This is a genomic window from Adhaeribacter radiodurans (genome assembly GCF_014075995.1).
Classification (GTDB): domain Bacteria; phylum Bacteroidota; class Bacteroidia; order Cytophagales; family Hymenobacteraceae; genus Adhaeribacter; species Adhaeribacter radiodurans.
In genome coordinates this window covers 5,916,416-5,942,977 of record NZ_CP055153.1, presented here as the reverse complement: position 1 = coordinate 5,942,977, position 26,562 = coordinate 5,916,416, and the positions used below count along the sequence as shown (strand labels likewise).

The following is a 26,562-nucleotide window of genomic DNA, read 5'->3' as shown; positions in this document are numbered from 1 at the left end:
AATACTTGCTCTTTCTAATTAAGCAATGCTCTCGATTAATACTTTGGTATAATCCTGGCGGTGACCGTTTTTCTTTTTGTAACCTTTACGGCGTTTTTTCTTGAAGATAATTACTTTATCTCCTTTAACATGGCCAAGTATTTTACCGGTAACTTTAATGTTTTCCACAAACGGTGCTCCTACATTAAGAGTGCCGTTGTCGTCGGTTAATAATACATTGGCGAACTCTACGGCGTCACCCTCATTGCCGGAAAGCTTGTTGGTATAGATGAACTTGCCACCTTCTACCTTGGTCTGACGACCTGCGATATCAACTATTGCGTACATGAAGCTTACTTTTTTGGTTTTATAATTAGGGGGCAAAGGTAATATTTGTTGCCGTAATTACCAAATAAGCTTTATTTTAATTTAACTTATAAATCCAATATTTACTTCACTCATTTACAGTATCTTAACCTGCTTTCAGCTTGTATTAAAAAACTTACTGTGCATAAATTGGTTTATTTATACACATTCTAAGTGTGAATATCTGTGGAGAAATAGTGGAGAAATAAATGATCTTTTGGGGAATGAAAGAGGGGTTCTTCCGTATATTTGAATCAGATTCACCTTTAGAAACGCGCAGCGGAAAGTACAAACCGGTTATCCCGCTGGTAATCAGAGTGATTTAGAAAGTACCTATTTCGTTTACCTTTAATTAGTATCTATGGAGCCTATATTGCAAGAGAACCCGAATAGATTCGTTCTATTCCCAATTCAGAACGACGCCATTTGGCAAATGTACAAGAAAGCCGAAGCCAGTTTCTGGACGGCCGAAGAGATTGACTTATCGGCGGATAATAAAGACTGGGAACGTCTGAATGATGGCGAACGGCACTTTATTTCGCACGTTTTAGCCTTCTTTGCGGCCTCCGATGGTATCGTGAACGAAAACCTGGCTATAAATTTCATGCAGGAAGTGCAAATGCCCGAAGCCCGCTGTTTTTATGGTTTCCAGATTATGATGGAAAACATTCACTCCGAAACTTATTCCCTGCTGATTGACACTTATATAAAGAATCCGGAAGAAAAAGACCACTTATTTAACGCGCTCGAAACCGTAGATTGCGTGAAGAAAAAAGGCGAGTGGGCTTTAAAATGGATTAATTCCGAAAACTTTACCGAGCGTTTAATCGCGTTTGCTGCCGTAGAAGGTATCTTTTTCTCCGGCTCGTTTTGCTCTATCTTCTGGCTCAAAAAGCGTGGCCTGATGCCAGGTTTAACGTTTTCGAATGAGTTGATTTCCCGTGACGAAGGACTCCACTGTGATTTTGCCTGCTTGCTGTACTCGATGTTGGAAAACCCGCTACCCGAAGAACGCGTACAAACCATCATTCGCGACGCGGTTTCTATTGAACAAGAATTTGTAACCGACGCGCTACCCGTAGCCCTGATAGGAATGAACGCCAAACTGATGAGCCAGTACATCGAATTTGTAGCCGACCGGCTGCTGGTGGCGTTGGGCTGTTCTAAAATTTATAATGCCACTAATCCTTTCGATTTCATGGAAATGATTTCGTTACAGGGAAAAACAAACTTCTTCGAAAAACGCGTTGCCGAATACCAGAAATCGGGGGTAATGAGTGAGCGGACGGATAATGCGTTCTCGCTCGACGAAGATTTTTAATCAAAACATAACGAATGGGGCAACCGGAAAAAATAGCGAATAACATCTCGAAACTTTCCGGCCTCTTCGTCTCCCTTAAAAATCAAAAATTTTTTACTAAATCCTCGCCTGAAGGGGCTTTCCGCAATCAGGCTTTTACCGGGCGTTCTGCGCCTGGCCGGAACCCTTTAATCTATATTTTTACAGACTATGTTAGTTATAAAAAGAGACGGCCGGCGCGAGTCCGTCAAGTTCGACAAAATTACGGCCCGAATAGAGAAACTCTGCTACGGCCTGAACATGATTTATGTATCGCCGATTGAGGTGGCTAAAAAGGTAATTGATGGCATTTACGATGGTGTAACCACCGTAGAACTCGATAACCTGGCCGCAGAAATTTCGGCATCGCTCACCACCAAGCACCCGGATTATGCCATTCTGGCGGCCCGGATTGCGATCTCAAACTTGCATAAGGTTACAGCTAAGTCGTTCAGCAGCACCATGAAGCGGCTGTATACCTACGAAGACCCTAAAACCGGTGAAAACGCGTCTTTAATTGCGAAAGATGTGTACGAAATTATCCGGAAAAATGCTGCTTTGCTCGACTCCAGCATTATCTACGACCGCGACTACAATTACGATTACTTCGGCTACAAAACCCTGGAGCGTTCGTACTTACTGCGCATCGATGGCAAAATTGTAGAACGTCCGCAGCACATGCTCATGCGGGTAGCTATTGGTATTCACAAAAACGACATTGATTCGGCCTTGGAAACGTACACCCTGATGTCGGAGAAATGGTTTACCCACGCTACGCCTACTTTATTTAATGCCGGTTCACCCAAACCTCAGTTATCGAGCTGCTTCTTGCTTACCATGAAAGAAGACAGCATTGCCGGAATTTACGATACCCTGAAAAACTGCGCCATGATTTCGCAGAGTGCCGGTGGTATTGGTTTAAGCGCGCACAGCATCCGGGCAACGGGCTCTTATATTAAAGGCACCAATGGTACTTCTAATGGTTTAGTACCAATGCTGAAAGTATTTAACGATACGGCCCGTTACGTAGACCAAGGTGGAGGCAAGCGGAAAGGTGCTTTCGCGATTTATCTGGAGCCGTGGCATGCAGATGTATTCGAGTTTTTAGAATTGCGTAAGAACCACGGGAAAGAAGAAATGCGCGCCCGCGATTTGTTCTACGCTCTCTGGATTCCGGATTTGTTTATGAAGCGCGTAGAAAGCAACGGCGACTGGAGCTTGTTCTGCCCGAACGAAGCCCCTGGCCTGCCTGATTGCTACGGCAAAGACTTTGAGCGTTTGTACGAAAAATACGAGAAAGAAGGCCGTGCCCGCAAAACCATTAAAGCACAGGAACTGTGGTTTGCTATTCTGGAAAGCCAAACCGAAACCGGTACGCCGTACATGTTGTTTAAAGACCACGCGAACAGCAAATCGAACCAGCAGAACTTAGGTACTATTAAGTCAAGTAACTTATGTACCGAGATTATTGAGTATACTGCGCCCGACGAAATTGCCGTGTGTAACCTGGCATCTTTAGCCTTGCCGCGCTACGTAAAAGACGAGAACGGCCACAAGGTATTTGACCACCAGAAATTATACGAGGTAACCTACCACGTTACTAAAAACCTGAACAAGGTAATTGATATTAACTATTACCCGGTTCCGGAAGCGGAAAAATCGAACATGCGCCACCGGCCAATTGGCTTGGGTATTCAGGGCTTAGCCGATACGTTTATTGCCTTGCGCATGCCGTTTGAAAGCGAAGAAGCCGCCCAGTTGAACAAAGACATTTTTGAAACCATTTACTTTGCAGCCATGACGGCTTCGAAAGATTTGGCGAAAAAAGATGGTCCGTACTCTACTTTTGAAGGTTCGCCTATTTCCCGCGGTATCTTCCAGTTTGATATGTGGGGCGTTACGCCGGAGTCGAAGCGTTGGGATTGGGAATCTTTACGTAACGAAGTAGTAGAACACGGTGTGCGTAACTCGTTACTGGTAGCGCCAATGCCAACTGCCTCTACCGCGCAGATATTAGGTAATAACGAAAGCTTTGAGCCGTATACTTCTAATATTTACGTACGCCGCGTACTCAGCGGCGAGTTTATGGTGGTGAACAAGCACTTACTGAAAGATTTAATTGGCTTGGGTATCTGGAACGACAGCATGAAGAACCAAATTATCTCGGCCAACGGTTCTATTCAAAATATCCCGAACATTCCGCAGAACATTAAAGACCTGTACAAAACCGTTTGGGAAATTAAGCAGAAAACCATTATTGATTTGAGCGCCGACCGTGGAGCATACATCTGCCAAAGCCAGAGCTTGAACCTGCACGTACAAAACCCGAACTTCGGTAAACTGACTTCGATGCACTTTCACGCCTGGAAACGCGGCCTGAAAACCGGTATGTATTACCTGCGCACCAAAGCCGCCGCCGACGCGATTAAGTTCACGGTAGAAAAACAAGCCGCCGAAACCCTGGAACCGATGAACGTCGCCAACCAGAATCAAAGCGACATGGCCTGCTCCCTGGATAATCCAGACGCATGCGAGGCATGTGGTAGCTAAATAGTAAAATTTAAAATTGATTCTAATTTTAAGAGGTCACTAATTTATAGTGACCTCTTTTTTTAACCTATTGCTATGTATTTAGATATTCCAATAAACAGCCAATCTGTACTATTTAAACAGCATTTAGATAATTTTAGAAATGAGAGAATCATCTTTTCTGGAATTTTTGGTATAGGAAAAAGTTATTTTTTAGAAAAATATTTTGATGCTGAGAGAGAAGATTATGTAGCTATTAATTTAAAACCTATCAATTATTCTATTTCAAATAATGAAGATATTTTCAGATTGATAAAATACGACATTTTATATGAGTTAATATTTACTCACGATTTACAGTTAGTTGTTGAAAGTGTTGATAGAAGTACTGCTTATGGAGTTTTACTTGAAGATAAAGCCCCAGATTTGCTGGAATCTTTTCTTCCATTGATTCCTCTTTTAAATAAAGAAGCACCAGATTTATCCCCACTTTCAGTATTTATCAAGAAACTGTTGCCAAATTTTAGTGAAATCGAAAAAATACGGAAAGACGTAAACTTAAATTTTAGATTAGAAGAATTTGTAAAAGAAATTGATAAGAATTTCTTATTTGAATCAGATTTTATCACTTCATTTATTGAGAAAAGCTTAGATACCCTATCTAATAAAGATAATAAAAAATCTAAACTTAAGGTTTTAATAATTGATGATTTAGATAGGATTGACCCAGAGCATACATTTAGACTATTTAATATATTTAGTGCTCATTTAGATTATCATAAGTCTACGGTAAATAAGTTTGGATTTGATAAGGTAATTTTTGTTTGTGATATTGACAATATTAGAAACTTATTTACTACTCGTTATGGTGCTAATGTTGACTTTACAGGTTATATAGATAAGTTTTTTAGTACAGAAATTTACTATTTTAATAATGATGAAGAAATTGCTACAGCTACAAATAGAATTTTAGAGAGCATAGATTTCGGGAAGTATAAAGAGTTTTTTAAAGAGCACTTATTTAAATATGATGACGATGATAGTCTGCTATTTTTTTTATTAAAAGAGTGTATACTAAGTGGTTCGCTTAATATTCGAAGAATAAAGTCAGCTTATGGTAATAAGTTTAATTTTTCTGAAAAAGAGTTGAAATTAAGAAATCCTAAACATATATATAACATCCATGTGCCAGTCACTATTGCTTTCGAAATTTTAGTTTGGCTATTTGGAAGTATTGAATCATTAGATAAGGCATTACAAAGATTAATTCGTTTTGGTAAAAGTAGAAATGTAAATTATTCAGGCTCAGAAGTTTCTGAAGAAACCTTAGCAGGTCATTTTATAACTTTATTAGATCATCAAAATCATAAATTCATAATACATACTAATATAAATGTTGAATCACCAACTTTACAATATAAATTAGCATTTAATGCTCATGAAGTTATAAAATATAACCTTATAAAGTATGGCGATAGAAGGAATCAATACTATGCAACGATAATTTCAGATAATGAAGAAAGTAGAATAGATCCTAATATTTATTTGTATGAAATTATCTATCAATCTTTTCAATTATTAAGAGAAATTAATTATTTAAAATGATATCACCATGGCGCGAGCGTCCTCGCTCGTGTCTAACTATTTGGTAGGCCTCTGGCCGGGCTAACCGATCGACCTTTCCTAAAAGCAAATCAGCAACAAATTTCTACCGGCCAGAGGCCGGACGATGGGCATCACGAGCGTAGACGCTCGCGATATTTTTAAAATTTAAAATTTTTTGTTTTTAGCTATCTAATACTTGCCAGTAAAATATACCATCAGGTGTGTTAAGCCCGTATAAGTCGGGATATGTCGCGGGCTTATAAAACGTACGAAGGCGGGTTGTTTTTTGTAACGCTTACCGTAGTGGGCTGGATAGATGTGTTTACCCGAAGCGAGTACTGCGATACGTTGGTGCAGAATTTAAAATACTGTCAGGAAAAGAAAGGCTTGCAGCTCTATGCTTATTGCATCATGAGCAGCCATGTGCATTTAATCGCTGCTGCCGAAACGGGTACGCTTAGTGATATTCTGCAGGATTTTAAAAGTTATACCGCTAAACAATTGCTCCAGCAAATCCAAGATAATCCGCAGGAAAGCCGCAAAGATTGGCTGCTCTTTTTATTCCGGCATTTTGCCCGCAAAAACAACCACAACATCGAGTTTCAGTTTTGGCAACACCACAACCACCCAATAGATTTAGTAAATAATAAGCTGGTCGAGCAAAAAGTAAATTATATTCACCAGAATCCAGTAATAGCAGGATTGGTGAATGAACCACAAGCTTTTACTTTCAGCAGCGCTAATCCCTTAAGTCCATTAACAGTGCTTCCGGTGTAAAAAGCAATTAATAATAAAATAGTTTTACTCTATAATAGTAACTACAAGTTGCTGGTAATAGCATAATTGGTAGCTTATTTAACTTCTAAAGCAATAGACAAACTGTTATACTTTCCTGAATTGTAATCCAATCAGCACTTGCACTTGCTCAAGTAAAAGGTTTACGAAGATTTCTTATATTTAGAGTAAGCTTTTAACTGGGCTTCGAAATTGGTTTTAGCCGTTTTAAACAAATCCTGCTTTTCTTTTCTCGTTAAATCTTCTTCTAACAAAGGCCGGATCTGCCTTTCTATTACCAGCTTTAGTTTGTCTAAGTATGCTTGTTTTCCGTCAATTCCCTGCGTATAAATCAGCAGATAAGCTTTATTGGCTAAACTAAAGAACTCATAAATACTGTCGTCGGAGTAAGTGAGCTGTTGCATCTTATCCAAAACGGGGTTAACTAAAGTATTAGAACTCATAACGGAATAGTTTAAGCTAGAAGAAAATAAAACTTTTCTACGTACAATATACCACGCGCAGTGACTGGTTAAATATCGCTTAAATAAATATTTACTACTACTATATACGCTTATTTTTTAAGAATTATACAATATTTTACTCAGATAGCATCTAATTTAAACCAATTAGGAAATTATTTACTAAAAAGTAGAGATAATTGCCTTAAATGGTATAGTTTATTTACTTGCCTTGTAAATATAATTTAACAGAATTTTATCCGGAAAAAGTAGCAAAATTTACTCTGTCAGATATTAAATGAAAATTAAGCGGAAGGATTGAGCTTGGTACATAAAGCAAAAAGAAAAACGGTTTAGCAAAAGTATTTAGTTTTACTCTCACGAAACCGTTTTGTATACTAATGTCTTACGTGAATTTACCGGACTTTCTGCTTAAAAGGTAAACTCCATTTAGTACGGATTTTAGCCCCTAAATCTTTAACGAACCCCTTACTTTTTGCCATTTATTTCGGACCGGTTCAGTTGTACCATTTACCGGAATAATCTTTTTAGTGCTTTTACTTTTTACTTTAGGAATAGTAATTTTTAATAATCCGCTCGTGCATTTTGCCCAAATGCTGTCGGTATCTGCATCATCGGGTAGTACATAGGTCTTATAAAAGTGAGTGCTTCGGTAAGTAGTTTTTTTAGTAAACCACCCGCTATTTGTTTTATGTTTTTTCTTGCCCCGAATGGTAAGTACCTGGTTCTCTACTTCTAATTTAAGTTGTTTTCGACTCATGCCCGGAACCGCAACTTCCAGAATATAGCTATCTGGGGTTTGCCGAAAATTATTATCGGGTAAATAAGGGCTACTTCCCGGTAAGTTTTCTATTGGTCGGTCAATTAAATAATCCAGCGGATCGGAAATCCAGGGCAGCGTTATTTGATTATTAAACAAAGTCGGCTTCATGGCAATACCTTTATTTATTTTGTTACCAATTAAAACTTAAGCATTTTATAAAACAAAAAAAGGCGGAAAGCCCGCCTTCTTAATTAGTGAATTTCAATTTGTTTAGCCGGTTTCACCTTGGCTTCATCTGTTTTAGGAACAGAAATATGCAAGATACCATCCTGATATCTGGCTGAAATTTCTTCGCCTTTCACTAGTCTTTCGGGCAAGTTGAAAGAGCGGGAGAAAGATTGATAATTAAATTCGCGACGAGCAAAGTTGCCTTTTTCGTCTTGTTCTTCGTAGTTATTTCCTTTCTGCGCCGAAACCACCAGCAAGTTGTTATCTAACTCTACTTTAAAATCTTGCTTGTTCATGCCAGGGGCAGCTACTTCCAGCTCAAAAGAATCGTTGGTTTCTTTTACGTTAACAGCCGGAACAGACCAGTTATTAGAATGTTGGCTTACCGGCCAGTTAAACCAATCCCTTGTTAGCATGTCATCAAAAAAAGAAGGGATGGCTGGAAATAAACTTCGATCATTTTTCATTAAAGCTCCCATTTTTAATTCCTCCTTTAATCTTATAATTAAACCTGATTTTTAATGTTAACATATTAAAAGCAAGCTACTTGCCAAGTAAAAATTCTGAAAAGTTGACAGGTTTTCTGACCAATTTTCCAGCAGAATTCCTGAAAAAATTTCAGCCTTACACCTGTTCCGGAAAATAACCGAAGGCAGATTTGTCAGGTTTATTTACGTAAAAGCATTGTCTTTTAAAATAAGTTAGATTAGTAAGTATAATTATTTTTGAATATTTGAACTATAGAATATATATGCTGGTTGAGGCTTTTATATAAAGACTTAAAGCCATTCATGAAAAAAGAATTACTGTTTTTATTTTGCTTCTTTCTATTTCAAATTACCGGCTTTTCTCAAAAGTTATACATAAAAGCGGGTGCCGGCTATAACTTTAACCCTGGAAAAAATATTGTTAGTACCAATGTAACGGTTCAAGGTACCAATACTCTATCCGAAAATGTAGAAGGTTCTTACGGTGCTGGTGTTACCAAAGCCATAAGCGTGGGTTACATGTTTACCCCTAATTTTGGAATTGAAGTGGGTGGCTCGCATGGGGTAAGCAATAAGTATGATTTCTTTTATGCTGAAAATAATTACCAGAAAGTTCGGGAAGACTCAAAAACGTATGCGCGTTCTACCACCTTTAACGCTGCTTTGGTATTAACAACAAATCTTGCTCCTATTAAGCCCTATTTAAAAGCCGGAATAGTAGCTGGTAAGCCTAAAATGTTTGTGGATAGCAAATTAATGACGAATGATCATAAGTTTGAATTTGCCTACGAATCAAGTGGTAAGACTACGTATGGCTTTGGGAGTGGAGTAGGGTTTACTTATCCCTTTTCTTCTAAATGGATGCTCTTCACCGAAGGTACTTTTACCTCGCTTTCTTTTTCTCCTGATAAAAGCGAAATGACCAAATATTACCAGGACGGAATTAACTTTTTAGGGCGGGTGCCCTTATATAACAGAGAAACAGTTTATAAAAACGCTGTTGCAATTGATACCGACCCCTATGCCGATAAACAAAGTAAACCAAGAGAGCAATTAAGAAGCTATTCTCCTTTCAACGCTATTGGGGTGCAATTGGGCTTACAGTTTAATCTGTATTAAGTAAGGTTAACCAAGGTAATTTTACTTTTTCACAATTTGGCTGCAAGGACCCTCGTAGCGGATAAATATATTAATCCATACCGCGCGAGATAACCGGAACATGATGGGCAACAAACCTATCACAATAACGCCAATCGTAACCATTACCATTCCTAAGGTTACTTCTTTTACCAGTAAGCTTAACACAAACAAAACAACTAAAAATATGCCGGTGCTAAAGCCGAAACTCACGTACATGGCACCGTAGTAATAGCCGGGTTCTGGCTCAAAGCTTTGGCCGCAACACGGGCATTGCGGGTACATATCTGCAAAGCGCTTACTATACAAAGTACCCGGCGGAAACATACTGGCTTCCCGGCAGCGGGGGCATTTAGCTGTAATGACACTGTATAACCACGATGGCTTCTGATTCTTCATGTTGGTAACCTCCAAAAAACGTATACTTACTTTTTGCGCAAAAGTGTTCGGCAATAATCGCGTTTTAACCGGACAAAAGTAAAGTATTTAAATAAGTAACTCACCTACATAAAACAGTTTTAATAGGTCAATACCGGTCAGCAAATAGGCGGTTTATTCTTCTGTTATTTCTACTACCCGCCCAATCTGTCCATCTTCGAGCCTAACTTTTATGCCCCGCGAGTGGAAAGCAGAACTGGTAAGAATATCTTTTACAATACCTTGGGTGCGTTTGCCACTACGTTGATCTTTCTTGAGAATTATAGCTACTTCCAGACCTGGGTAAATATCGGCTCGATTGGTTCCGTTCATAATTAAAATACAGGTAAAAGAAAAAGTAAACTGCTAAATTAAGTAATTATACTGGTTGTACTAGCGCAAAGTAAATAGAAGAAGAGATACTATGTTGGACGCAGACTTTTAATTAAGCGTATGTATTTAATGGACTAAAAGCTGACTGCTTTATAATGCCTTGAGTGTTACCCGCTTTTTTGTCGCATTAGCAAACCTCCGTGGCCATCGATTTGTATCCTGATATAATTACTTAAAGATTAGATATAAATTTATTATACAATTATTTTATAACTAATGCCTTATTTATCAAATAATTGTAATTTTACAGCTAATAATTAAAAAATATTATATAGATTAAAGTTAATGTTTTGCAAATTCGGCCGGATTTTTGGTAAGTTGCAGAATGTTGGGAAGAATTTGGATATAGTATATAGATCTAAACTCAGAGTCAATAAAACTATTTCAACAGTAGAATGCTCCTTTAAGGCGCTTTTTAGTAATATTTTAAAATAAATACTTTATAATATCCTACTTCATTAATCATTTAAGCTAAGTACACGTATATAGATTTTATTTATCTGATAGCTGGTATTAGTTAATAATTTGGTGAGATATTAAAGAATTTAGGAATATAATTAGAGAGAATGATAAAAATCAGTTTTAAGTGGAAGAGAAATTCCTAATTTCGTACATATAAATTATAATATATTAGTCTATGGCATATAATTGCTTGACCGATCTGAAGTTTGCATTGTAATGAAAATTAAATTATACCAGCCATATCTTATTTATGCTTTTGGAATATTAGCAGGATTTCTTACTTCCTGTTCTAAGCCAAAGCAGGAATTAAGAGAAATTAAATTAGCGATAAAGCACCTGATTGAAGATGTAGAAGATCTATCGCAAGTGCATTTAGCAAGTGCCGTAACCGAGGAAGTTCGATTTGATAGAATAGAATTACCTAATACAAAAGATCATCATACCAGTGTTACAGTAGGTCCGGACGGGAAATTATACGCGAGTACTATAGACGGACGCATTAAACGATTTACTATAAAGCCAGATGGTACACTAAGTAATCCTCAAATTATTTATTCTTTACAGGATGTAAGTGGTAAACGCACTCCCCGCATAACCATAGGTTTAACCTTCGATCCAACTTCTACTTCTACTAATTTAATTGCTTGGGTAACGCACAGTACTTTTATGTTTATGGATGGCCCGGACTGGGACGGTAAATTAACCCGTTTATCTGGTCCTAACCTGGAGAAAGTGCAGGATGTATTAGTAAACCTACCGCGGTCGGCGAAAGACCATTTAACTAACAGCATTGCTTTTGGTCCGGATAAAGCCCTTTATTTCTGTCAGGGTAGCAATACGGCTATGGGCGGGCCCGATAGTACCTGGGCAAATCGCCGGGAACATTTACTTTCTGCTGCTATTTTACGACTGGATTTAAATAAAATACAAGAAGCAGTACTGCCTATAGATGTAAAAACCGATGATGGTGGCAGTTATAACCCCTATGCTCCTGATGCTCCCTTAACTCTGTATGCCACGGGTATTCGTAACGCATACGATTTGTTATGGCACAGCAACGGAGAATTATACGTAACTACCAATGGATCGGGGGCGGGTGGTAATACTCCTGCTTCTGTTCCGGGTGCTCGTCGGCCAGATGGTAGTTTTTACTCGGGACCTAAAGTGCCTGCCATTACCAACGTAACAGACGATCAGAAAGATTACTTATTACGTGTAGAAAAAGGAGGATATTATGGGCATCCTAATCCGAGCCGTGGTGAGTATATTATGAATGGAGGTAATCCTACCGCTGAAATAGATCCAGCCCAATTTAACCAATACCCGGTGGGTATTCAGCCTGATCCTAATTACCGCGGGTTTGCCTATGAGTTTCCGGTGCATAACTCACCTAATGGTATAATAGAATACAAGGGCAGCGCTTTCAAAGAACAATTAAAAGGAAAAATTTTGATAGTAAGATTAATGGGCAACCGCGATATTATAGTGTTAGCACCTAACGGTCGTCATAAGAATATTAGCCGTGAAACTCCTGGTAGAGCTATTCCTGGATTTGCCGATTTTATGTTGCCCCTTGACTTAACCGAAGATATTAATACGGGAAACATTTACGTGTCGGAGTACGGCGGAGATGGCCAGATTACCCTTCTGAAACCTATACTTAAAGAACCGACCTCTATGATCACCTTTAGCAGCTTCTTTAATTAGCTGACTACTGTTTTCCCCTATTTAATTTTGTTTGCAGTTGTTCTTACCTTTATAGCTAAAGTTTTTCGCTAAGAAAGTAAGATTTATGAGTAGCAAAATAAAAAGTAAATATGGTAGAGTCTAAAGGATCATTAGCTTTCTGGATATAATAAGAGATTGGCCCGGGCAAACTGTTTTAGAAGATAAACAGTTTGCCCGGGCCAATCTCTTATTAGTCAAATTCTATAACTCATATTTCGTTATTTTCACGGGCTGCTCGCTGGCCTCTTTCCCGCAAGTGATCCGGAACTAAATCTGATTCGTTTTCAAAACCACGCGTGTTGGTTTCATTACCATTTTCGTCGGGCAATATTTTATTCGTTAAACTTAATGCATCTGAAGTTAACTCAGGCAGTACCTGGTTGGCTAATGCCAGGATTTTAGCGGGTACATTGGTTAATACTTCGGCTTCGCCGTAGCGACAGGCATCTATAATTTTACGCGCCGTTTTTTCTACACTCGACGAAATTAACAAACTGGCTCCAGCGCTGGTAAACCAAGCATATTCTTTTTCAGATTGCCCTTTCACCTTGATGTTTAAGTTGCTGCCCGTACGAGTTAATCCTGGATTTACCGTTGTTACTAAAATTCCATCTTTTTTTAATTCTTGGCGAAATCCATTCGATAATCCAACCAAGGCAAACTTGCTGGCGCTGTAAGGTACTAAGTGCGGAATACTTACCTTGCCACCCACCGAAGCAATGTTTACAATGCGGCCTTGGCTACGTTCTTTCATATGCGGCACAGTAGTCCACATGGTATAAAGCGGTGCCCAGAAGTGGGTATTTAGAGCTTCTTCAAAATCAGTTAAGGTCATATCCGTCAGCGGACCAGCCTGAATAACACCTGCATTATTTATGAGCACATCAATGCGCCCGTAGTATTTTATTACTTTCTGGATAAATTGCTCTACCTGCACACGGTTGGTTACATCGCAGGGCAAAGCCAGCACTTCGGCTCCTTTTTGCGTTAACTCTTGCTCTGCTCTTTTTAGTTGATCTTCGGTGCGGGAGCAAATGGCTAAGCGGGCACCTTCGGCCGCTAACTGCCGGGCCAGCACCAAACCAAGTCCGCGTGATCCGCCGGTAATAACTACTACCTTACCTTGAAAAGAATATTTGTTTTGTTCCCGGGCCAAAGCCCGGATGGCCACAATTGCGCCAATGCCCGCAGTAGCCCAAAGCCATGATTTATTACTTGTTGTCATATATTTAGAATTAATAGCTATTCCCTATTTATCTAGTTAAACAAGGTTTCCGTTCTACGCGAACTACAATTAGAAAGATGACTTTTTCGCCAACTATTCTCTTTACATCAGGTAGTCCTTTCGTGTTAATAATTTAAAATTTCACTTGTGCTATGCTTTACCTGGTTAAAGAATGCTGGATGTAATTGTACCATTCTATTTTAAAAGCACATTACTGCTTGCTTTAAACCATTAGACTGGAATAAAAGTAAATTTTTAAAATTTTTTAAAATTTAACGCTCAAACTTGCTCATTACTGAACCATTTGTATTTATTATCGAATCTGGCGACTTAATCTAAATTTTACCTTTCAACTTTTAAGTTTTTGCATACCTTTGCGCAATTTATACTTACAGCACATGCCCCGAGATACCAGCATTAAATCCGTTTTGATTATTGGTAGCGGCCCCATAATAATTGGCCAGGCCGCCGAATTTGATTACTCCGGTACCCAGGCCGCCCGCTCCTTACGCGAAGAAGGCATTGAAGTAACACTCATTAATTCTAATCCGGCTACGATTATGACGGATAGTGTTACCGCCGACAATATTTACCTGAAGCCACTGGAAAAAAAGTACATTATCGAAATCCTGCAAAAGCACAAGATAGACGCCGTGCTACCTACCATGGGTGGTCAAACGGCTCTAAACTTAGCGATTGACTGCGAAAATGCCGGTATTTGGAAAAAATACGGTGTACGTATAATCGGGGTGGATATTAAAGCCATTGAAACTACCGAAGACCGGGAAAAATTTCGGTTAAAGATGTTAGAACTGGGCGTAAACGTTTGCAAAGGCAATACTGCTACCTCCTTCTTGGAAGGTAAAGAAATTGCCCAGGAAATTGGCTTCCCGTTGGTTATCCGGCCTTCGTTTACCTTAGGCGGTACCGGGGGTGGCTTTGTGAATACTCCGGCTGATTTCGATAAAGCTTTGAACCGCGGGTTGCACGCCTCGCCCATCCACGAAGTGTTGGTAGAGCAAAGTATTTTGGGCTGGAAAGAATATGAATTGGAGTTGCTCCGCGATAATAACCAGAACATTATTATTATCTGCTCCATCGAAAACTTCGACCCGATGGGTATTCATACCGGCGACTCGATTACCGTAGCGCCCGCCATGACTTTACCCGACACCGTTTATCAGCGAATGCGCAATTTAGCCATTAAAATGATGAATGGGATTGGTCAGTTTGCCGGAGGTTGTAACGTGCAGTTTGCCGTAAACCCCGAGAACGACGATATTATTGCTATTGAAATTAACCCGCGCGTAAGCCGCTCTTCGGCGCTGGCTTCTAAAGCCACTGGTTACCCAATCGCCAAAATTGCCGCCAAACTAGCCATTGGCTACAACCTCGACGAGTTAAAGAACGCCATCACCAAAACCACTTCGGCTTTCTTTGAGCCGGCTCTGGATTACGTAATTGTAAAGATACCGCGCTGGAATTTTGATAAATTTAAAGGCGCCAACAAGCAATTAGGCTTGCAAATGAAATCGGTGGGTGAAGTAATGGGCATTGGCCGTACTTTCCAGGAAGCTTTACAGAAAGCGTGTCAGAGTTTAGAAATTAAGCGGAACGGTATTGGCGCCGATGGCAAAGAATTAACCAACTACGACCAGCTGATTGAAAGTTTAACTTACCCAAGCTGGAACCGCTTGTTCAGCGTGAAAGACGCCATGCGGTTTGGTATTCCAACTTCTACTATCCAAAAAATAACCAAAATAGATCCGTGGTTTTTGCACCAGATAGAAGAGCTGGATTACGTAGAAAAACAACTCCGTAAATACACCCTGGATACTTTGCCGGTGGACTTATTCCGGAAAGCGAAACAACAAGGCTACGCCGACCGCCAGATTGCGTATCTGCTTAACTGCCTGGAAAGCGAAGTGCACGCGAAACGGACGGAGTTAGGCATTAACCGCGTATTTAAATTAGTAGATACCTGCGCCGCTGAATTTGAAGCAAAAACCCCATATTACTATTCTACTTTCGAAGGCGAAAACGAAAGCGTAGTAAGCGATAAAAAGAAAATAGTTGTACTGGGTTCCGGACCTAACCGCATCGGGCAAGGTATCGAGTTTGATTATTCGTGCGTGCATGGCGTATTAGCGGCTAAAGAATGTGGTTACGAAACCATCATGATTAACTGCAACCCCGAAACGGTTTCCACAGATTTTGATATTTCGGATAAACTCTACTTTGAGCCGGTTTTCTGGGAACACATTTACGATATTATCCTGCACGAAAAGCCCGTTGGCGTGATTGTGCAGTTAGGTGGCCAGACTGCCTTAAAGCTGGCCGAAAAGTTAGACCGCTACGGCATTAAAATTTTAGGTACTTCCTTCGAAGCCTTGGATTTAGCCGAGGACCGTGGCGCTTTCTCTACCTTACTAAAAGAAAATAACATTCCGTATCCGCCGTTTGCTTCGGTACAAAGTGCGGATGAGGCCTTAGTAGTTTGCAAAGATTTAAAATTCCCGCTGTTGGTTCGGCCAAGTTACGTGTTGGGTGGCCAAAGCATGAAAATTGTAATTAACGAGAAAGAACTCGAAGCCCAGGTAGTAGATATTGTAAAAGATAATCCGGGTAATAAAGTTCTGCTCGACCACTTCCTCGATCGGGCTATCGAAGCCGAAGCGGATGCCATTTGCGACGGCGAAGACGTGTATATCATCGGGATAATGGAGCACATAGAACCGGCGGGTATTCACTCCGGCGATTCTTACGCGGTGTTGCCACCCTTCGATTTAAGCGAAAACGTTATTCGCCAGATAGAAGAGCATACTAAGAAAATTGCTTTAGCTTTACGTACGGTTGGTTTGATTAATATTCAATTTGCGATTAAAAACGAAACGGTTTATATAATTGAAGCGAACCCCCGGGCTAGCCGCACCGTGCCGTTTATTGCGAAAGCTTACCAAGAACCTTACGTAAATTACGCTACCAAAGTAATGCTGGGCGAAAAGAAAGTAAAAGACTTTGACTTTAAGCCGGTAAAAAAAGGTTATGCCATTAAAGTACCCGTATTCTCGCACAGTAAATTCCCGGAAGTAAACAAAGAACTCGGCCCCGAAATGAAATCTACCGGCGAAGCCATCTACTTTATTGATGATTTGCAGGATGATTATTTTATTAACGTCTACTCCGAGCGCAATTTGTATCTGAGTAAATAAAATTTAAGGATTAGGTAATTTAAAAGCAGGGCTTACGATCCGTAAGTTCTGCTTTTTTTATTATCTTTTGGTGTGAAACAGGTGCGTAAAAGTACGGGCAAAGCAGACTTGAATTGTTTTTTCTAAAATGAAAAAATCCTTTACTTCTTTTCTTTGGTTAAAAATATGCGCCAGTTTACTACTGGGTTTATTTATTGCCACGCTGGGCCGCGACGAAAACTTATTTTATCTTTTATCGCAGTTGTGGTACATGCAAGATTTACTTTTTGCTTCTTTCGCTACCTTCCTTCTCATTCAATACCTCGCGGTTATTACTAATTATAGTTTCCGGCACCAGGAATTAAAGGCATCGGCGGTGTTACAGCAAACAGTGTTAGGATTGTTGGTTCCGGTAATTCTGATTAGCGGTATGGTGCAGTTGTACTATAAACTGGCTTATTCGCCGGAGGAGTTTAACCAAAATTATTACCGGTATGAATTTCCGGTTATTGTGTTTATTCTGGTGTTGCTCAATTTAGTTTTTTCTTACTTAAAGCTGCAACCGCGCGTTCAGGTAATCACTACCCCCGGATCGCCTACTACTCCCAATACTAATATAACCGTACCCGAACCTAAACCTGCCCCACCGGCCATACCTTCTTCCACGGCCAATCTGGAACCGGTAAAAACCGTAATAGTAGAGCACGGTTTTAAAAACATTCCCATCCCTGTTCAGGATATTGCTTTTATTTATAAAGAAGAAGAATTCCTAGGTTTGAAAACTTTTGCCGGTAATACCTACCGGGTATCTCAAAGCTTAGACGGATTTTACCAGCAATTACCGCCGTATTTATTTTTCCGGGTTAATCGCCAATTTATTATTAACCGCAGGGCCTGCAAAGCCTTTGTCCCGGAGCAATTTGGGAAGCTGTCGGTAGAGCTTTTACCCGCTTACAAAGCACCCGTAACTATTTCCCAGAAAAAAGCGGCAATTTTTAAAAACTGGATAGCCGAACATCAAAATTAATTCTTTCTACTTCGGATGTAAGTTCACCTACTTCGCAGGCAGCTTTTCATACTTCGCGTATTTCTTAAAAATTTAGCCTGGCTTGGCGCTATACCTTTGCATAAAAAAACAAAAAAGCCATGCGCTATTTATTTATTGGATTACTGGTGTTATGCAGCTACCGGGGCGTTTGCCAGGATAAAGCTCCTGAACTTACCCCGAAAAAAGTATTAGGCGTTTCGTACGGGTATTGGCACCAAAGCCGGCAAGACCAACTGTTTTCTAACCGTATTTACAAGGGTTCGGCTATACCTAATCTTGGGGTACATTATCAAGTCAGAAAAAAGAAACATAAGCATCAGGTAGAATTTGGCGGTCAGGTTTACGCTTTAAGTAATAACCAACCTCCTTATAGTTTCACGGATGGTTCCGACTCGCAGGTGTACCAGACCGAACCGAGCACAGCTTTTACGGTGAACTTAAATTACCAGTATGCTACCCGTATTGTCGCGTTTAAGAAGAACCAATTGTGGTTGGGGTTATCGGCGGAAAACCGGATAAACGCCGCTTTTATGAACTACGGCCTTTCTACCGCTTTTCTGTATACTACTTTGTCGTCGCTGGGGCCCAATATTCAGGTTGAGCGACTGCTATCAAATAAAAATTTACTAAATTTTCAAGTGCAGATTCCCTTGGTGTATTGGGCCAGCCGCTCGCCTTACGCCCTTAACGACGATGAGTTTATTCAAAATCAGCAATCGCATCAAACTTTAGCTACTTTGGTAAATTTACTGGGAGATGGTAAGGTGCAAACCATTAGCGCCATTCAAAAAGTAAATTTCAGAGCTAATCTGCAACACCAACTTACGCCAAAATACGCGGTAACCGGTGCTTACCAAATAGAACTTTTAAGGTTAGACCAGCCGAGCAGCCTACGATCCGTAACCAATGCCTTTCTTATCGGACTAAATATCACTTTATAAATCATGCGAAAAATTTGTTTTATTTTTGGACTGCTGGTAGCGTTCGGAATAACATCTTGTGAAAAAGAATACTTTGAACCCCAAGGAAATGACTCGGCCGAAGCCGTACTGGAGCAGGTAAACACCATCTTTCTGGAGTATTATCCTTCGTTTACTATTCGTAATGTAAACTGGTCGGCTCAATATAACCAAGCCAAGCAAAACCTGAATAGTAGCAACGATAAAGAAGTACTGCACCAAACCTTACTACAATTACTAACGCCTTTAAAAGACGGCCACGTAGCGTTACTGTCCGAAAACCGGCCAGCCTTTCACGGCAACGACAAACCCGATGATGGGAAATTTCAGCCGGAATTAATTCAAAACCAATACATTCAGCAAGAACTCTTTGTATCAAAAGATAAGGATACAGAATATTTTTACGGTTTATTAGCCAATGATATTGCTTACATTCATTTTAAAACGGTTTACGGCGAATGGTCGGTGTTAAAAGATTTACTAACCCAAAAACTACCCCAGAACAAAGGTTTAATTATTGATTTACGGCGCAACGAAGGTGGTGATTTTACCTATGGTTTATCGGGGTTAGAATATTTAACCGACCAGAAAACCTATGTTTTCCGGTCTAAGACGAAAAATGGTGCTGGTCCGGAAGCGTTTACTCCCTGGTTTAAGTGGTACGTACAAGGCAAAAGAGCCTATACCAACAAAATAGTGTTAATAACCGACTCATATACCTTTAGTGCCGGCGAACGCCTAACCATGGCTATCCGATCTTTACCAAATGTGGTCCATATTGGCGAAGCAACCAGTGGCTCCACGGCTTCGATTATGTTTAAAGAGTTAAACAACGGCTGGTTTATCGGGCTGCCCACCCAAATAGTAGAAGATAACCTTGGCATAAACCACGAAGGCAAAGGCATTCCGCCCACCATTAAAGTTATTAACTCCGACGCCGGTAAAGATTTAGTACTGGAAACCGCTCTTAATCAATTCTAAATTCTTTATTTTAATTTTTTAAATTTTCTCTAACCCCTTACTGGTTACTTCTTCCGGAATTTGGAAGAAGTAACCAGTAAGGGGTTAAATTTTCTTTTTACCTTTGCCCGCGTGAAAGCAATTCGCAAGTTATTAGTAAAACTGCTCGGTTTTGAGAGCTATATCCGGCTGGTAAGTAAAATTTACCTGCAGTTAGTAGGTGCAGGATGGTTGGCTAAAAAGTACCCGGAATTATTTTTTTTAAAAAAAATAATTCGTCCGGGCTTTTATTGCCTCGATATTGGCGCTAACCTGGGCTACTACTCTACTTTTTTATCGAAAATGGCGGGACCGCAGGGCAAAGTATTGGCCGTTGAACCAGTACCTATGTTCCAGCAAATTTGGCGCGACAACGTAAAAGCGAGTGGCGTGCCAAATTTAGAATTATTACCCTACGCTTTGGGCGGCGAAAATACCCGCATTCAGATGGGAACGCCCGAGCGCGACGGCTTGCTGCACCACGGCATGACCAAAGTTACTTCTTCGGCTGACGAAAAATACGCCCGCCTTTACGAGGTAGAAATGAAAGTGCCCGACGAGTTGTTCCGCAACTTAAACCGGCTCGATTTTGTTAAATGCGACGTAGAAGGATTTGAATATCAGGTTTTCAGCCACCTGCAAGAAACTTTGCAAAAGTTTAAGCCATTAATACAAACAGAGTTAAATGGTACCGAAAACCGCACCGGAGTAATAACTTTATTGCAGAATTTAGGCTATCAACCGTATATTTTATCTGCCACGCAAACGTTAGTCCACTGTGGTGATGCGCAAAAGCTGGCGCACCATCCAGGTGATTTTTATTTTAAACATTCTTTAGCACCATGAAATTTTTCATAATCTTAATTATAACATTTTTTTTAATGCGGCTTTTAATGCCCTACATTATCCGATGGGTATTACAAGTTTTTGTGAAGCGCACCATCCGCAAAGGTGGTTTTACCGGTACTTTCGGCCAACCTCCTTTTCAACAGGGGCCATTTCAACAGCAAAATCAAGCTCAGGAAGGTAAAATAAATATTGACTACGTACCCAACGAAAACAAAGCCAAACCAAGTGGGGGAGAATTTAAAGGGGGCGAATACGTAGACTATGAAGAAGTAAAATAATTGCCTACCTTTCTTTTTGAATAAAACTTTAGTTGGGTGTTGAGCCTGCAAACCAGTAATCTTAATGAAAAATCCAGCCGTTTCGAGTAACGCCAAGCAACCCCTAGTTACAAGCCCCATTAATCCGCGGCAGCCATTTAATTTTAAAAAAAATGTATTGCCGCATGTGCTGGCGGTGCTATTATTCCTGGCTTTAACGGCTGCTTATGTGGCGCCTATTTTATTCGAAAATAAAAGTTTGGTGCAGAACGATATTCTGCAATCTAAAGGCGGCTCTAAAGAAATTCAGGATTACCGCGACAAACACAACGGCCAGGAACCGCTCTGGACAAATTCCATGTTCAGCGGCATGCCGGCTTACCTGATTACCGCCCGTTTCCCCGGCGATCTTTCTTATATTTTTCATAATGCCTTTACCCTGGGCATGCCAGCGGTGGCGGCTAATATTTTTTTAACGCTGGTTTGCGCCTACATTTTATTTGTGGTAATGGGTATGAGTACATGGCTCGCCATTGCCGGGTCGTTTGCCATGACTTTTACTTCGTATAACCTGGTTATTCTGGCGGCAGGGCACAATACCAAATCGTTGGCCATTGCTTACATTCCGCTGGCGCTGGCCGGTTTGCTTTACGCTTTCCGGAAAGGTAACCGGCGTTTGTGGTTGGGTGCAGCTTTGTTCACTTTTGGTTTAGCCATGCACATCCGCTCGAACCACATGCAGATAACCTATTATTTGCTGTTGCTGGTACTGATTTTTGGAATTGTTTATTTAATTGATGCGGTAAAAAATGGTTGGCTGCCCGATTTTCTGAAGCGAGTAGTAGTTCTGGGAATATGTGCAATTATTGCGGCCGGAGTTAGTTTTGGTCGCTTGTACACCACCGCCGAGTACACCAAATATTCCATCCGCGGTAAATCTGAACTAAAAGCACCAAACAGCGGCACTGGACAATCAACGGGTCTGGACCGGGATTACGCTTTTAACTGGAGCTACGGAGTTGGCGAAACCATGACTTTACTGGTACCTAATTTCTACGGCGGGGCCAGTGTAGGATCGTTAAGTAAAAACTCCGAAACTGCTAAGGCCATGATTCAGAATGGTATTCCGGAAGTACAAGTAGAAGAATATTTAAAAAGTTTTCCGTTGTATTGGGGCGACCAGCCGGGCACGAGTGGTCCGGTTTACGTGGGTGCCATTGTGTGCTTTCTATTTGTGTTAGGATTATTTGTCGTAGAAAAACGCATGCGTTACTGGTTATTAGCAGGTACTATTTTATCTATTCTGCTATCCTGGGGCAAAAACTTTCCGGCGTTTAATTATTTTATGTTCGATTACTTCCCAGCTTATAATAAGTTCCGGGCGGTATCCATGACCTTGGTAATTGCCCAGATTACCATGCCGCTATTGGGCATTTTTGCGCTGTATCGCTTTTTATACAAAGGCGATGTTAAAGAACCCCAGAAAAAGTTATTGTACGCAGCGGCTATTACAGGTGGTATTTGCTTGCTGGTGTTTTTGTTTGCCGGAATGGGCAGTTTTTCAAACCCCAATGACGAACGCTCCTTGCAACAAGCCTGGCTCATTAACGCCGTACGCGCTGACCGGGCGGGTATGATGCGCGGCGATGCAATTCGGTCGCTAATTTTTATTGCCTTAGCTGCAGGAGCCTTGTACTTTTATTTACGGAATAAATTAGCTGTCACCTCAGCGGTTATACTAATCGCATTTTTAATTTTAATCGACCTCTGGACCGTAGATAAACGTTATTTAAATAACGATAACTTTCAAACGAATTTAACGGAAACGCATTTTGAACCAACTCCGGCCGATCAATCAATTTTGCAGGATAAAGATTTAAGTTATCGGGTGCTTAACCTCGGCGATCCGTTTAACGAAGCGCGTACCTCATACTTCCATAAATCCATTGGGGGTTACCACGGGGCTAAAATGCGCCGCTACGCCGATATTATCGAGCAGCATATTGCCCAAAACAACATCAAGGTTTTAAATATGCTCAATACCCGGTACTTTATTACCGGCGACCAGCAGCAACCTGTGCAGCGAAATCCACAAGCCTTAGGCAATGCCTGGTTTGTGCAGAAAATTACCAAAGTAAACAGCCCCGACGAAGAATTAGCGGCCTTAAAAGCTTTTGATCCGGCCACGGAAGCAGTGGTAGATGTTTCTAAGTTCCCTGTAAAACAAACGCAGTATAGTGCAACTGGTTCTACGGTAAAACTCACCAGCTACGAACCCAACGATTTAAAATATGACGTTTCGGCCGCACAAGAAGGTTTAATCGTTTTCTCAGAGATTTATTACCCCGAAGGATGGCAAGCGTACCTCGACGGCAAACCAGTAGAACACATCCGGGCCAATTACGTGTTGCGGGCCATGCCGGTACCAGCCGGTAAGCACACCATAGAATTTAAGTTTGAACCTGCCTCGTACAGTTTGGGCAATACCGGTTCGCTTATTTCTTCTATTTTAATGATTTTAATTATAATTGGCGGTATTGTTTACGCCGTAAAATCAGAGAAAGAAGAATTAAAAGAATCCGCCAGATAGTTTTATAAAAATCTTTTTGTTTGTCCTTCAGCGAGAAGCTATTTAGCCAGATAGTTTCTCGCTGAAGGACATTATTTTTAAATTTTTTCTTTTTTGTATTTAGAAAAGTAGGTTTGAAACTGCCCGCCGCTGCCCCCCTCCAACTTATTTCGGAAACGCTCTTGCAGGAGAAGCAGATTACCTTGTACCTGAAGCGGGAAGATTTGCTGCATTCAGCTATTTCGGGAAATAAGTGGCGGAAACTCAAGTACAACTTAATTGAGGCCAAAAAACAACAGAAAAACACATTACTTACTTTTGGCGGCGCTTACTCTAACCACATTGCGGCCGTAGCTGCTGCCGGACAGGAATACAATTTTAAAACCATCGGCTTTATTCGCGGCGAACCGCACGAACCGCTTAATCCAACCTTACAGCTTGCCCAAAATTGTGGCATGCAATTGCATTACCTCGACCGAACCACGTACCGTCAAAAACAAGATCCAGCTTTTCAGGAAAATTTAGAAATTCAGTACCCAGACGCTTATTTTTTACCCGAAGGAGGCACCAACTTGCTAGCGGTAAAAGGCTGTACCGAAGTTATAGCGGATATTCCTATTCAGTTTAATTACATCTGTTGCGCGGCGGGTACCGGGGGCACATTGGCAGGAATTATTGCTAGCTTGAACGGGCACGCGCAAGTTTTAGGTTTTCCGGCGCTAAAAGGAGGAGAATTTTTGACAAACGATGTAGCTGCATTCATTAAACAATACAACGGCCAAGAGTACCACAACTGGCAATTACAAACCAATTATCATTTTGGTGGGTATGCCAAAGTAAAACCCGGGTTAATTGCTTTCATGCAAGCTTTTAAAGCAACGCACCACATCTCATTAGAACCTGTTTATACCGGTAAAATGCTGTACGGTATTTACGATTTAATACAACAAGATTTTTTTAAACCCGGCTCTACCATCGTTGCCATTCACACCGGCGGCTTGCAAGGCTTAGCTGGCTTTGCGCAGCGTTTAGGGATAGTTTTTTAGAAGTAAGCATAGCATAAGAAGCTTATTGAAGTTGGCAAGTAAAATTGCTTTAAACAATTATGGCTTTATTGCATTAGTAATTTTAAGAAAGTAAATTCTGGAGCGTATTAAAAATACTGCCGGATTTAAAATGCTGTTATTCTTGTTTTGTTCGTTTAAATCAAAAACTTTAGTTAATAAATATAATTCTTAATGCTCCGTTACATTATTAGACGGTTAATTCCGTGGATATTAATAGCAATAATCGGCTTTTTCGTCTGGCGAAAATTGGGATCGTCTTTTTCTACAGATAAAGCAACCGTAAAAATAACCCACAATACCATTCTGGAAAAGATTGATGATTTGGGTAATCTGGAACTGGTGCGCTATAATTTTAAAGATGTAGTGGAGTACGAGAAAGAAGTTTCGCAGTGGCTGCCAAATTCTAAAAGCGTGTTAATTGTAGCCGGCGAAGCTGTGGGTTGTATCGATTTGCGGCAGGTTACCGCTCAGGATATTACATTCACTAACGATTCGGTGATTACCGTAAAATTACCCGAGCCCCAAATCTGCTATTTTAAAGTAGATCATAATAAATCTAAAGTTTTTGCGATGCAGAATACCTACTTTCAGGATGCTGAATTAGTTGACGAAGGTTATAAATTTGCTGAAAAACACATCCGTCAATCAGCTTTAAACTCAGGTATTTTACAGCAAACCGCCGTAAATGCCGATAAAATTCTGAAGCCTTTACTGGAAAGCTTAACCGGTAAACAAATTATTTTAGAGCACAAACATACTACCAAAGCACCGCCCGTTTTACCAAAACGCTAAGACAAAGGTTGAATTAAACTAATACAAATAGATGGGGATTGCTGATGTAAATCTTTCTGAATGTTTAATAATCTTCTGAATTACCTCTTCAAGGGTTATTACAGATACTAAACCTACAAAAAGTAAAATGTCAAATATTTTAGTAACCGGCGGGACCGGAACTCTGGGAAAAAGGGTAGTAGAGTATCTTTTAAACAATGAAGATTTGCAAATTTATGTTTTAACATCTAAGGAAAATCCAGGTTTACCGGCGCAATGCCAAACAATTACTGGTAATTTAGCAGCTAATACTAATCTAAAGACGGCGTTAAATGATATTGAAATTGTAATTCATTGTGCGAGCAATCCCAGAAATCCGCAGAAAGTAGATGTGGAAGGTACTAATAACCTTCTGAATGCCCTTAATAGAAGTAAGATAAATCACTTTATTTTTATCTCTATTGTTGGAGTAGATAAAACCGATTACTCCTATTATCAGGCAAAATTTAAAGTAGAAAAAATGATTAAAGAAAGCGGCGTTCCGTTTTCAATTCTCCGGACTACTCAATTCCATAACTTGGTTTTAAATATTATTCACTCGCTGGAGCAAAGCCAAAGCCACATTGTTGTTCCTTCGGGTTTGCAGTTTCAATCGGTAGCTGTTCAGGAAGTTGCCGATCGTTTAGGAGCTTTGGTTAAAGAAAATCCAGCTGGTTTGTTGCCAGATATGGTTGGTCCGGAAGTGCTGACTTTTGAAGAGATGGTTAAAATTTACTTAAACAATCAAGGACAAAATAAGGAAGTAAAGCTTCTTCCTTTAGAAGGGGAGCGAATTAATTTATTTCGCTCTGAGGTAAATATATCTTCTTCCGAAATTAAAGGAACTATCAGGTGGAAGCAATTTCTTCAAGAAATTAAAATAAAAGCTTAAAATAGT

Annotated in this window: 23 protein-coding genes; 16 read left to right on the top strand and 7 right to left on the bottom strand. The window is 40.2% G+C overall.

Features of this window, described 5'->3' with window-relative positions; translation table 11 throughout:
- Nucleotides 1–18 precede the first annotated feature (18 nt).
- Nucleotides 19–327, bottom strand: coding sequence for a 50S ribosomal protein L21 (rplU, locus tag HUW48_RS23595; protein WP_182413273.1), 309 nt, complete (start codon nucleotides 325–327; stop codon nucleotides 19–21).
- Nucleotides 328–706: 379 nt separating this feature from the next.
- Between rplU and HUW48_RS23590 the strand changes: the two genes are divergently transcribed.
- The 4 genes from HUW48_RS23590 (at nucleotide 707) to HUW48_RS23575 (ending at nucleotide 6,595) form a co-directional block, all read left to right on the top strand.
- Nucleotides 707–1,666 carry a ribonucleoside-diphosphate reductase small subunit gene (locus tag HUW48_RS23590; RefSeq protein WP_182413272.1) on the top strand — a complete coding sequence of 320 codons (960 nt, stop codon included), beginning with the start codon at nucleotides 707–709 and terminating at the stop codon, nucleotides 1,664–1,666.
- 189 nt (nucleotides 1,667–1,855) lie between these two features.
- Nucleotides 1,856–4,234 (top strand): ribonucleoside-diphosphate reductase subunit alpha, encoded by a 2,379-nt coding sequence (locus HUW48_RS23585; RefSeq protein WP_182413271.1) that lies wholly within the window; start codon nucleotides 1,856–1,858, stop codon nucleotides 4,232–4,234.
- A 75-nt stretch (nucleotides 4,235–4,309) separates the two neighbouring features.
- On the top strand, nucleotides 4,310–5,818 hold the full coding sequence (locus HUW48_RS23580) for a P-loop NTPase fold protein (RefSeq protein ID WP_182413270.1): 1,509 nt from the start codon (nucleotides 4,310–4,312) through the stop codon (nucleotides 5,816–5,818).
- 246 nt (nucleotides 5,819–6,064) lie between these two features.
- Entirely contained in the window at nucleotides 6,065–6,595 is a 531-nt protein-coding gene (locus HUW48_RS23575; protein WP_182413269.1) for an REP-associated tyrosine transposase, read from the top strand.
- A 161-nt stretch (nucleotides 6,596–6,756) separates the two neighbouring features.
- Here the strand turns inward: HUW48_RS23575 and HUW48_RS23570 are convergent, their stop codons facing one another.
- The 3 genes from HUW48_RS23570 to HUW48_RS23560 all read right to left on the bottom strand — a co-directional run bounded on the left by HUW48_RS23570 (nucleotide 6,757) and on the right by HUW48_RS23560 (nucleotide 8,532).
- Complete coding sequence (locus HUW48_RS23570; protein ID WP_182413268.1) at nucleotides 6,757–7,056, bottom strand: hypothetical protein; 300 nt, start codon at nucleotides 7,054–7,056, stop codon at nucleotides 6,757–6,759.
- Between the two features lie 466 nt (nucleotides 7,057–7,522).
- Nucleotides 7,523–8,005, bottom strand: coding sequence for an Hsp20/alpha crystallin family protein (locus HUW48_RS23565; RefSeq protein WP_182413267.1), 483 nt, complete (start codon nucleotides 8,003–8,005; stop codon nucleotides 7,523–7,525).
- Nucleotides 8,006–8,088: 83 nt separating this feature from the next.
- A complete protein-coding gene (locus tag HUW48_RS23560; protein ID WP_246343593.1) occupies nucleotides 8,089–8,532 on the bottom strand; it encodes an Hsp20/alpha crystallin family protein in 444 nt (147 codons plus the stop codon).
- Nucleotides 8,533–8,856: 324 nt separating this feature from the next.
- On the opposite strand from HUW48_RS23560, the gene HUW48_RS23555 reads away from it, so the two are divergent.
- Nucleotides 8,857–9,672, top strand: coding sequence for an outer membrane beta-barrel protein (locus HUW48_RS23555; RefSeq protein ID WP_182413265.1), 816 nt, complete (start codon nucleotides 8,857–8,859; stop codon nucleotides 9,670–9,672).
- A gap of 21 nt (nucleotides 9,673–9,693) precedes the next feature.
- On the opposite strand, the gene HUW48_RS23550 is transcribed toward HUW48_RS23555, so the two are convergent.
- Complete coding sequence (locus tag HUW48_RS23550) at nucleotides 9,694–10,089, bottom strand: DUF983 domain-containing protein (protein WP_246343592.1); 396 nt, start codon at nucleotides 10,087–10,089, stop codon at nucleotides 9,694–9,696.
- Nucleotides 10,090–10,242: 153 nt separating this feature from the next.
- A complete protein-coding gene (locus HUW48_RS23545) occupies nucleotides 10,243–10,440 on the bottom strand; it encodes a YwbE family protein (RefSeq protein WP_182413264.1) in 198 nt (65 codons plus the stop codon).
- Between the two features lie 738 nt (nucleotides 10,441–11,178).
- Here HUW48_RS23545 and HUW48_RS23540 point away from each other — a divergent pair.
- Nucleotides 11,179–12,669: a PQQ-dependent sugar dehydrogenase gene (locus HUW48_RS23540; RefSeq protein ID WP_182413263.1), complete on the top strand. Its 1,491-nt coding sequence runs from the start codon at nucleotides 11,179–11,181 to the stop codon at nucleotides 12,667–12,669.
- 229 nt (nucleotides 12,670–12,898) lie between these two features.
- On the opposite strand, the gene HUW48_RS23535 is transcribed toward HUW48_RS23540, so the two are convergent.
- Nucleotides 12,899–13,915 carry an SDR family NAD(P)-dependent oxidoreductase gene (locus HUW48_RS23535; RefSeq protein WP_182413262.1) on the bottom strand — a complete coding sequence of 339 codons (1,017 nt, stop codon included), beginning with the start codon at nucleotides 13,913–13,915 and terminating at the stop codon, nucleotides 12,899–12,901.
- A gap of 398 nt (nucleotides 13,916–14,313) precedes the next feature.
- Here HUW48_RS23535 and carB point away from each other — a divergent pair, with 398 nt between their 5' ends.
- The 10 genes from carB (at nucleotide 14,314) to HUW48_RS23485 (ending at nucleotide 26,556) form a co-directional block, all read left to right on the top strand.
- Entirely contained in the window at nucleotides 14,314–17,127 is a 2,814-nt protein-coding gene (gene carB / locus HUW48_RS23530) for a carbamoyl-phosphate synthase large subunit (protein ID WP_182413261.1), read from the top strand.
- A gap of 127 nt (nucleotides 17,128–17,254) precedes the next feature.
- The gene (locus HUW48_RS23525) at nucleotides 17,255–18,133 is read left to right on the top strand and encodes a LytR/AlgR family response regulator transcription factor (RefSeq protein ID WP_182413260.1); all 879 of its coding nucleotides are present in this window, start codon (nucleotides 17,255–17,257) and stop codon (nucleotides 18,131–18,133) included.
- A 119-nt stretch (nucleotides 18,134–18,252) separates the two neighbouring features.
- Nucleotides 18,253–19,095, top strand: coding sequence for a hypothetical protein (locus HUW48_RS23520; RefSeq protein WP_182413259.1), 843 nt, complete (start codon nucleotides 18,253–18,255; stop codon nucleotides 19,093–19,095).
- A gap of 3 nt (nucleotides 19,096–19,098) precedes the next feature.
- A complete protein-coding gene (locus HUW48_RS23515) occupies nucleotides 19,099–20,094 on the top strand; it encodes a S41 family peptidase (protein WP_182413258.1) in 996 nt (331 codons plus the stop codon).
- 111 nt (nucleotides 20,095–20,205) lie between these two features.
- The gene (locus HUW48_RS23510) at nucleotides 20,206–20,958 is read left to right on the top strand and encodes an FkbM family methyltransferase (protein ID WP_182413257.1); all 753 of its coding nucleotides are present in this window, start codon (nucleotides 20,206–20,208) and stop codon (nucleotides 20,956–20,958) included.
- The gene (locus tag HUW48_RS23505; protein WP_182413256.1) at nucleotides 20,955–21,239 is read left to right on the top strand and encodes a DUF4834 family protein; all 285 of its coding nucleotides are present in this window, start codon (nucleotides 20,955–20,957) and stop codon (nucleotides 21,237–21,239) included. The genes HUW48_RS23510 and HUW48_RS23505 overlap by 4 nt, the downstream gene beginning before the upstream one ends.
- A 64-nt stretch (nucleotides 21,240–21,303) precedes the next feature.
- Complete coding sequence (locus HUW48_RS23500; protein ID WP_182413255.1) at nucleotides 21,304–23,808, top strand: YfhO family protein; 2,505 nt, start codon at nucleotides 21,304–21,306, stop codon at nucleotides 23,806–23,808.
- A gap of 113 nt (nucleotides 23,809–23,921) precedes the next feature.
- Complete coding sequence (locus HUW48_RS23495; protein ID WP_317173729.1) at nucleotides 23,922–24,833, top strand: 1-aminocyclopropane-1-carboxylate deaminase/D-cysteine desulfhydrase; 912 nt, start codon at nucleotides 23,922–23,924, stop codon at nucleotides 24,831–24,833.
- Nucleotides 24,834–25,025: 192 nt separating this feature from the next.
- Nucleotides 25,026–25,646 (top strand): DUF4230 domain-containing protein, encoded by a 621-nt coding sequence (locus HUW48_RS23490; protein WP_182413254.1) that lies wholly within the window; start codon nucleotides 25,026–25,028, stop codon nucleotides 25,644–25,646.
- A gap of 127 nt (nucleotides 25,647–25,773) precedes the next feature.
- Entirely contained in the window at nucleotides 25,774–26,556 is a 783-nt protein-coding gene (locus HUW48_RS23485) for an SDR family oxidoreductase (protein WP_182413253.1), read from the top strand.
- The last annotated feature ends 6 nt before the right edge of the window (nucleotides 26,557–26,562 follow it).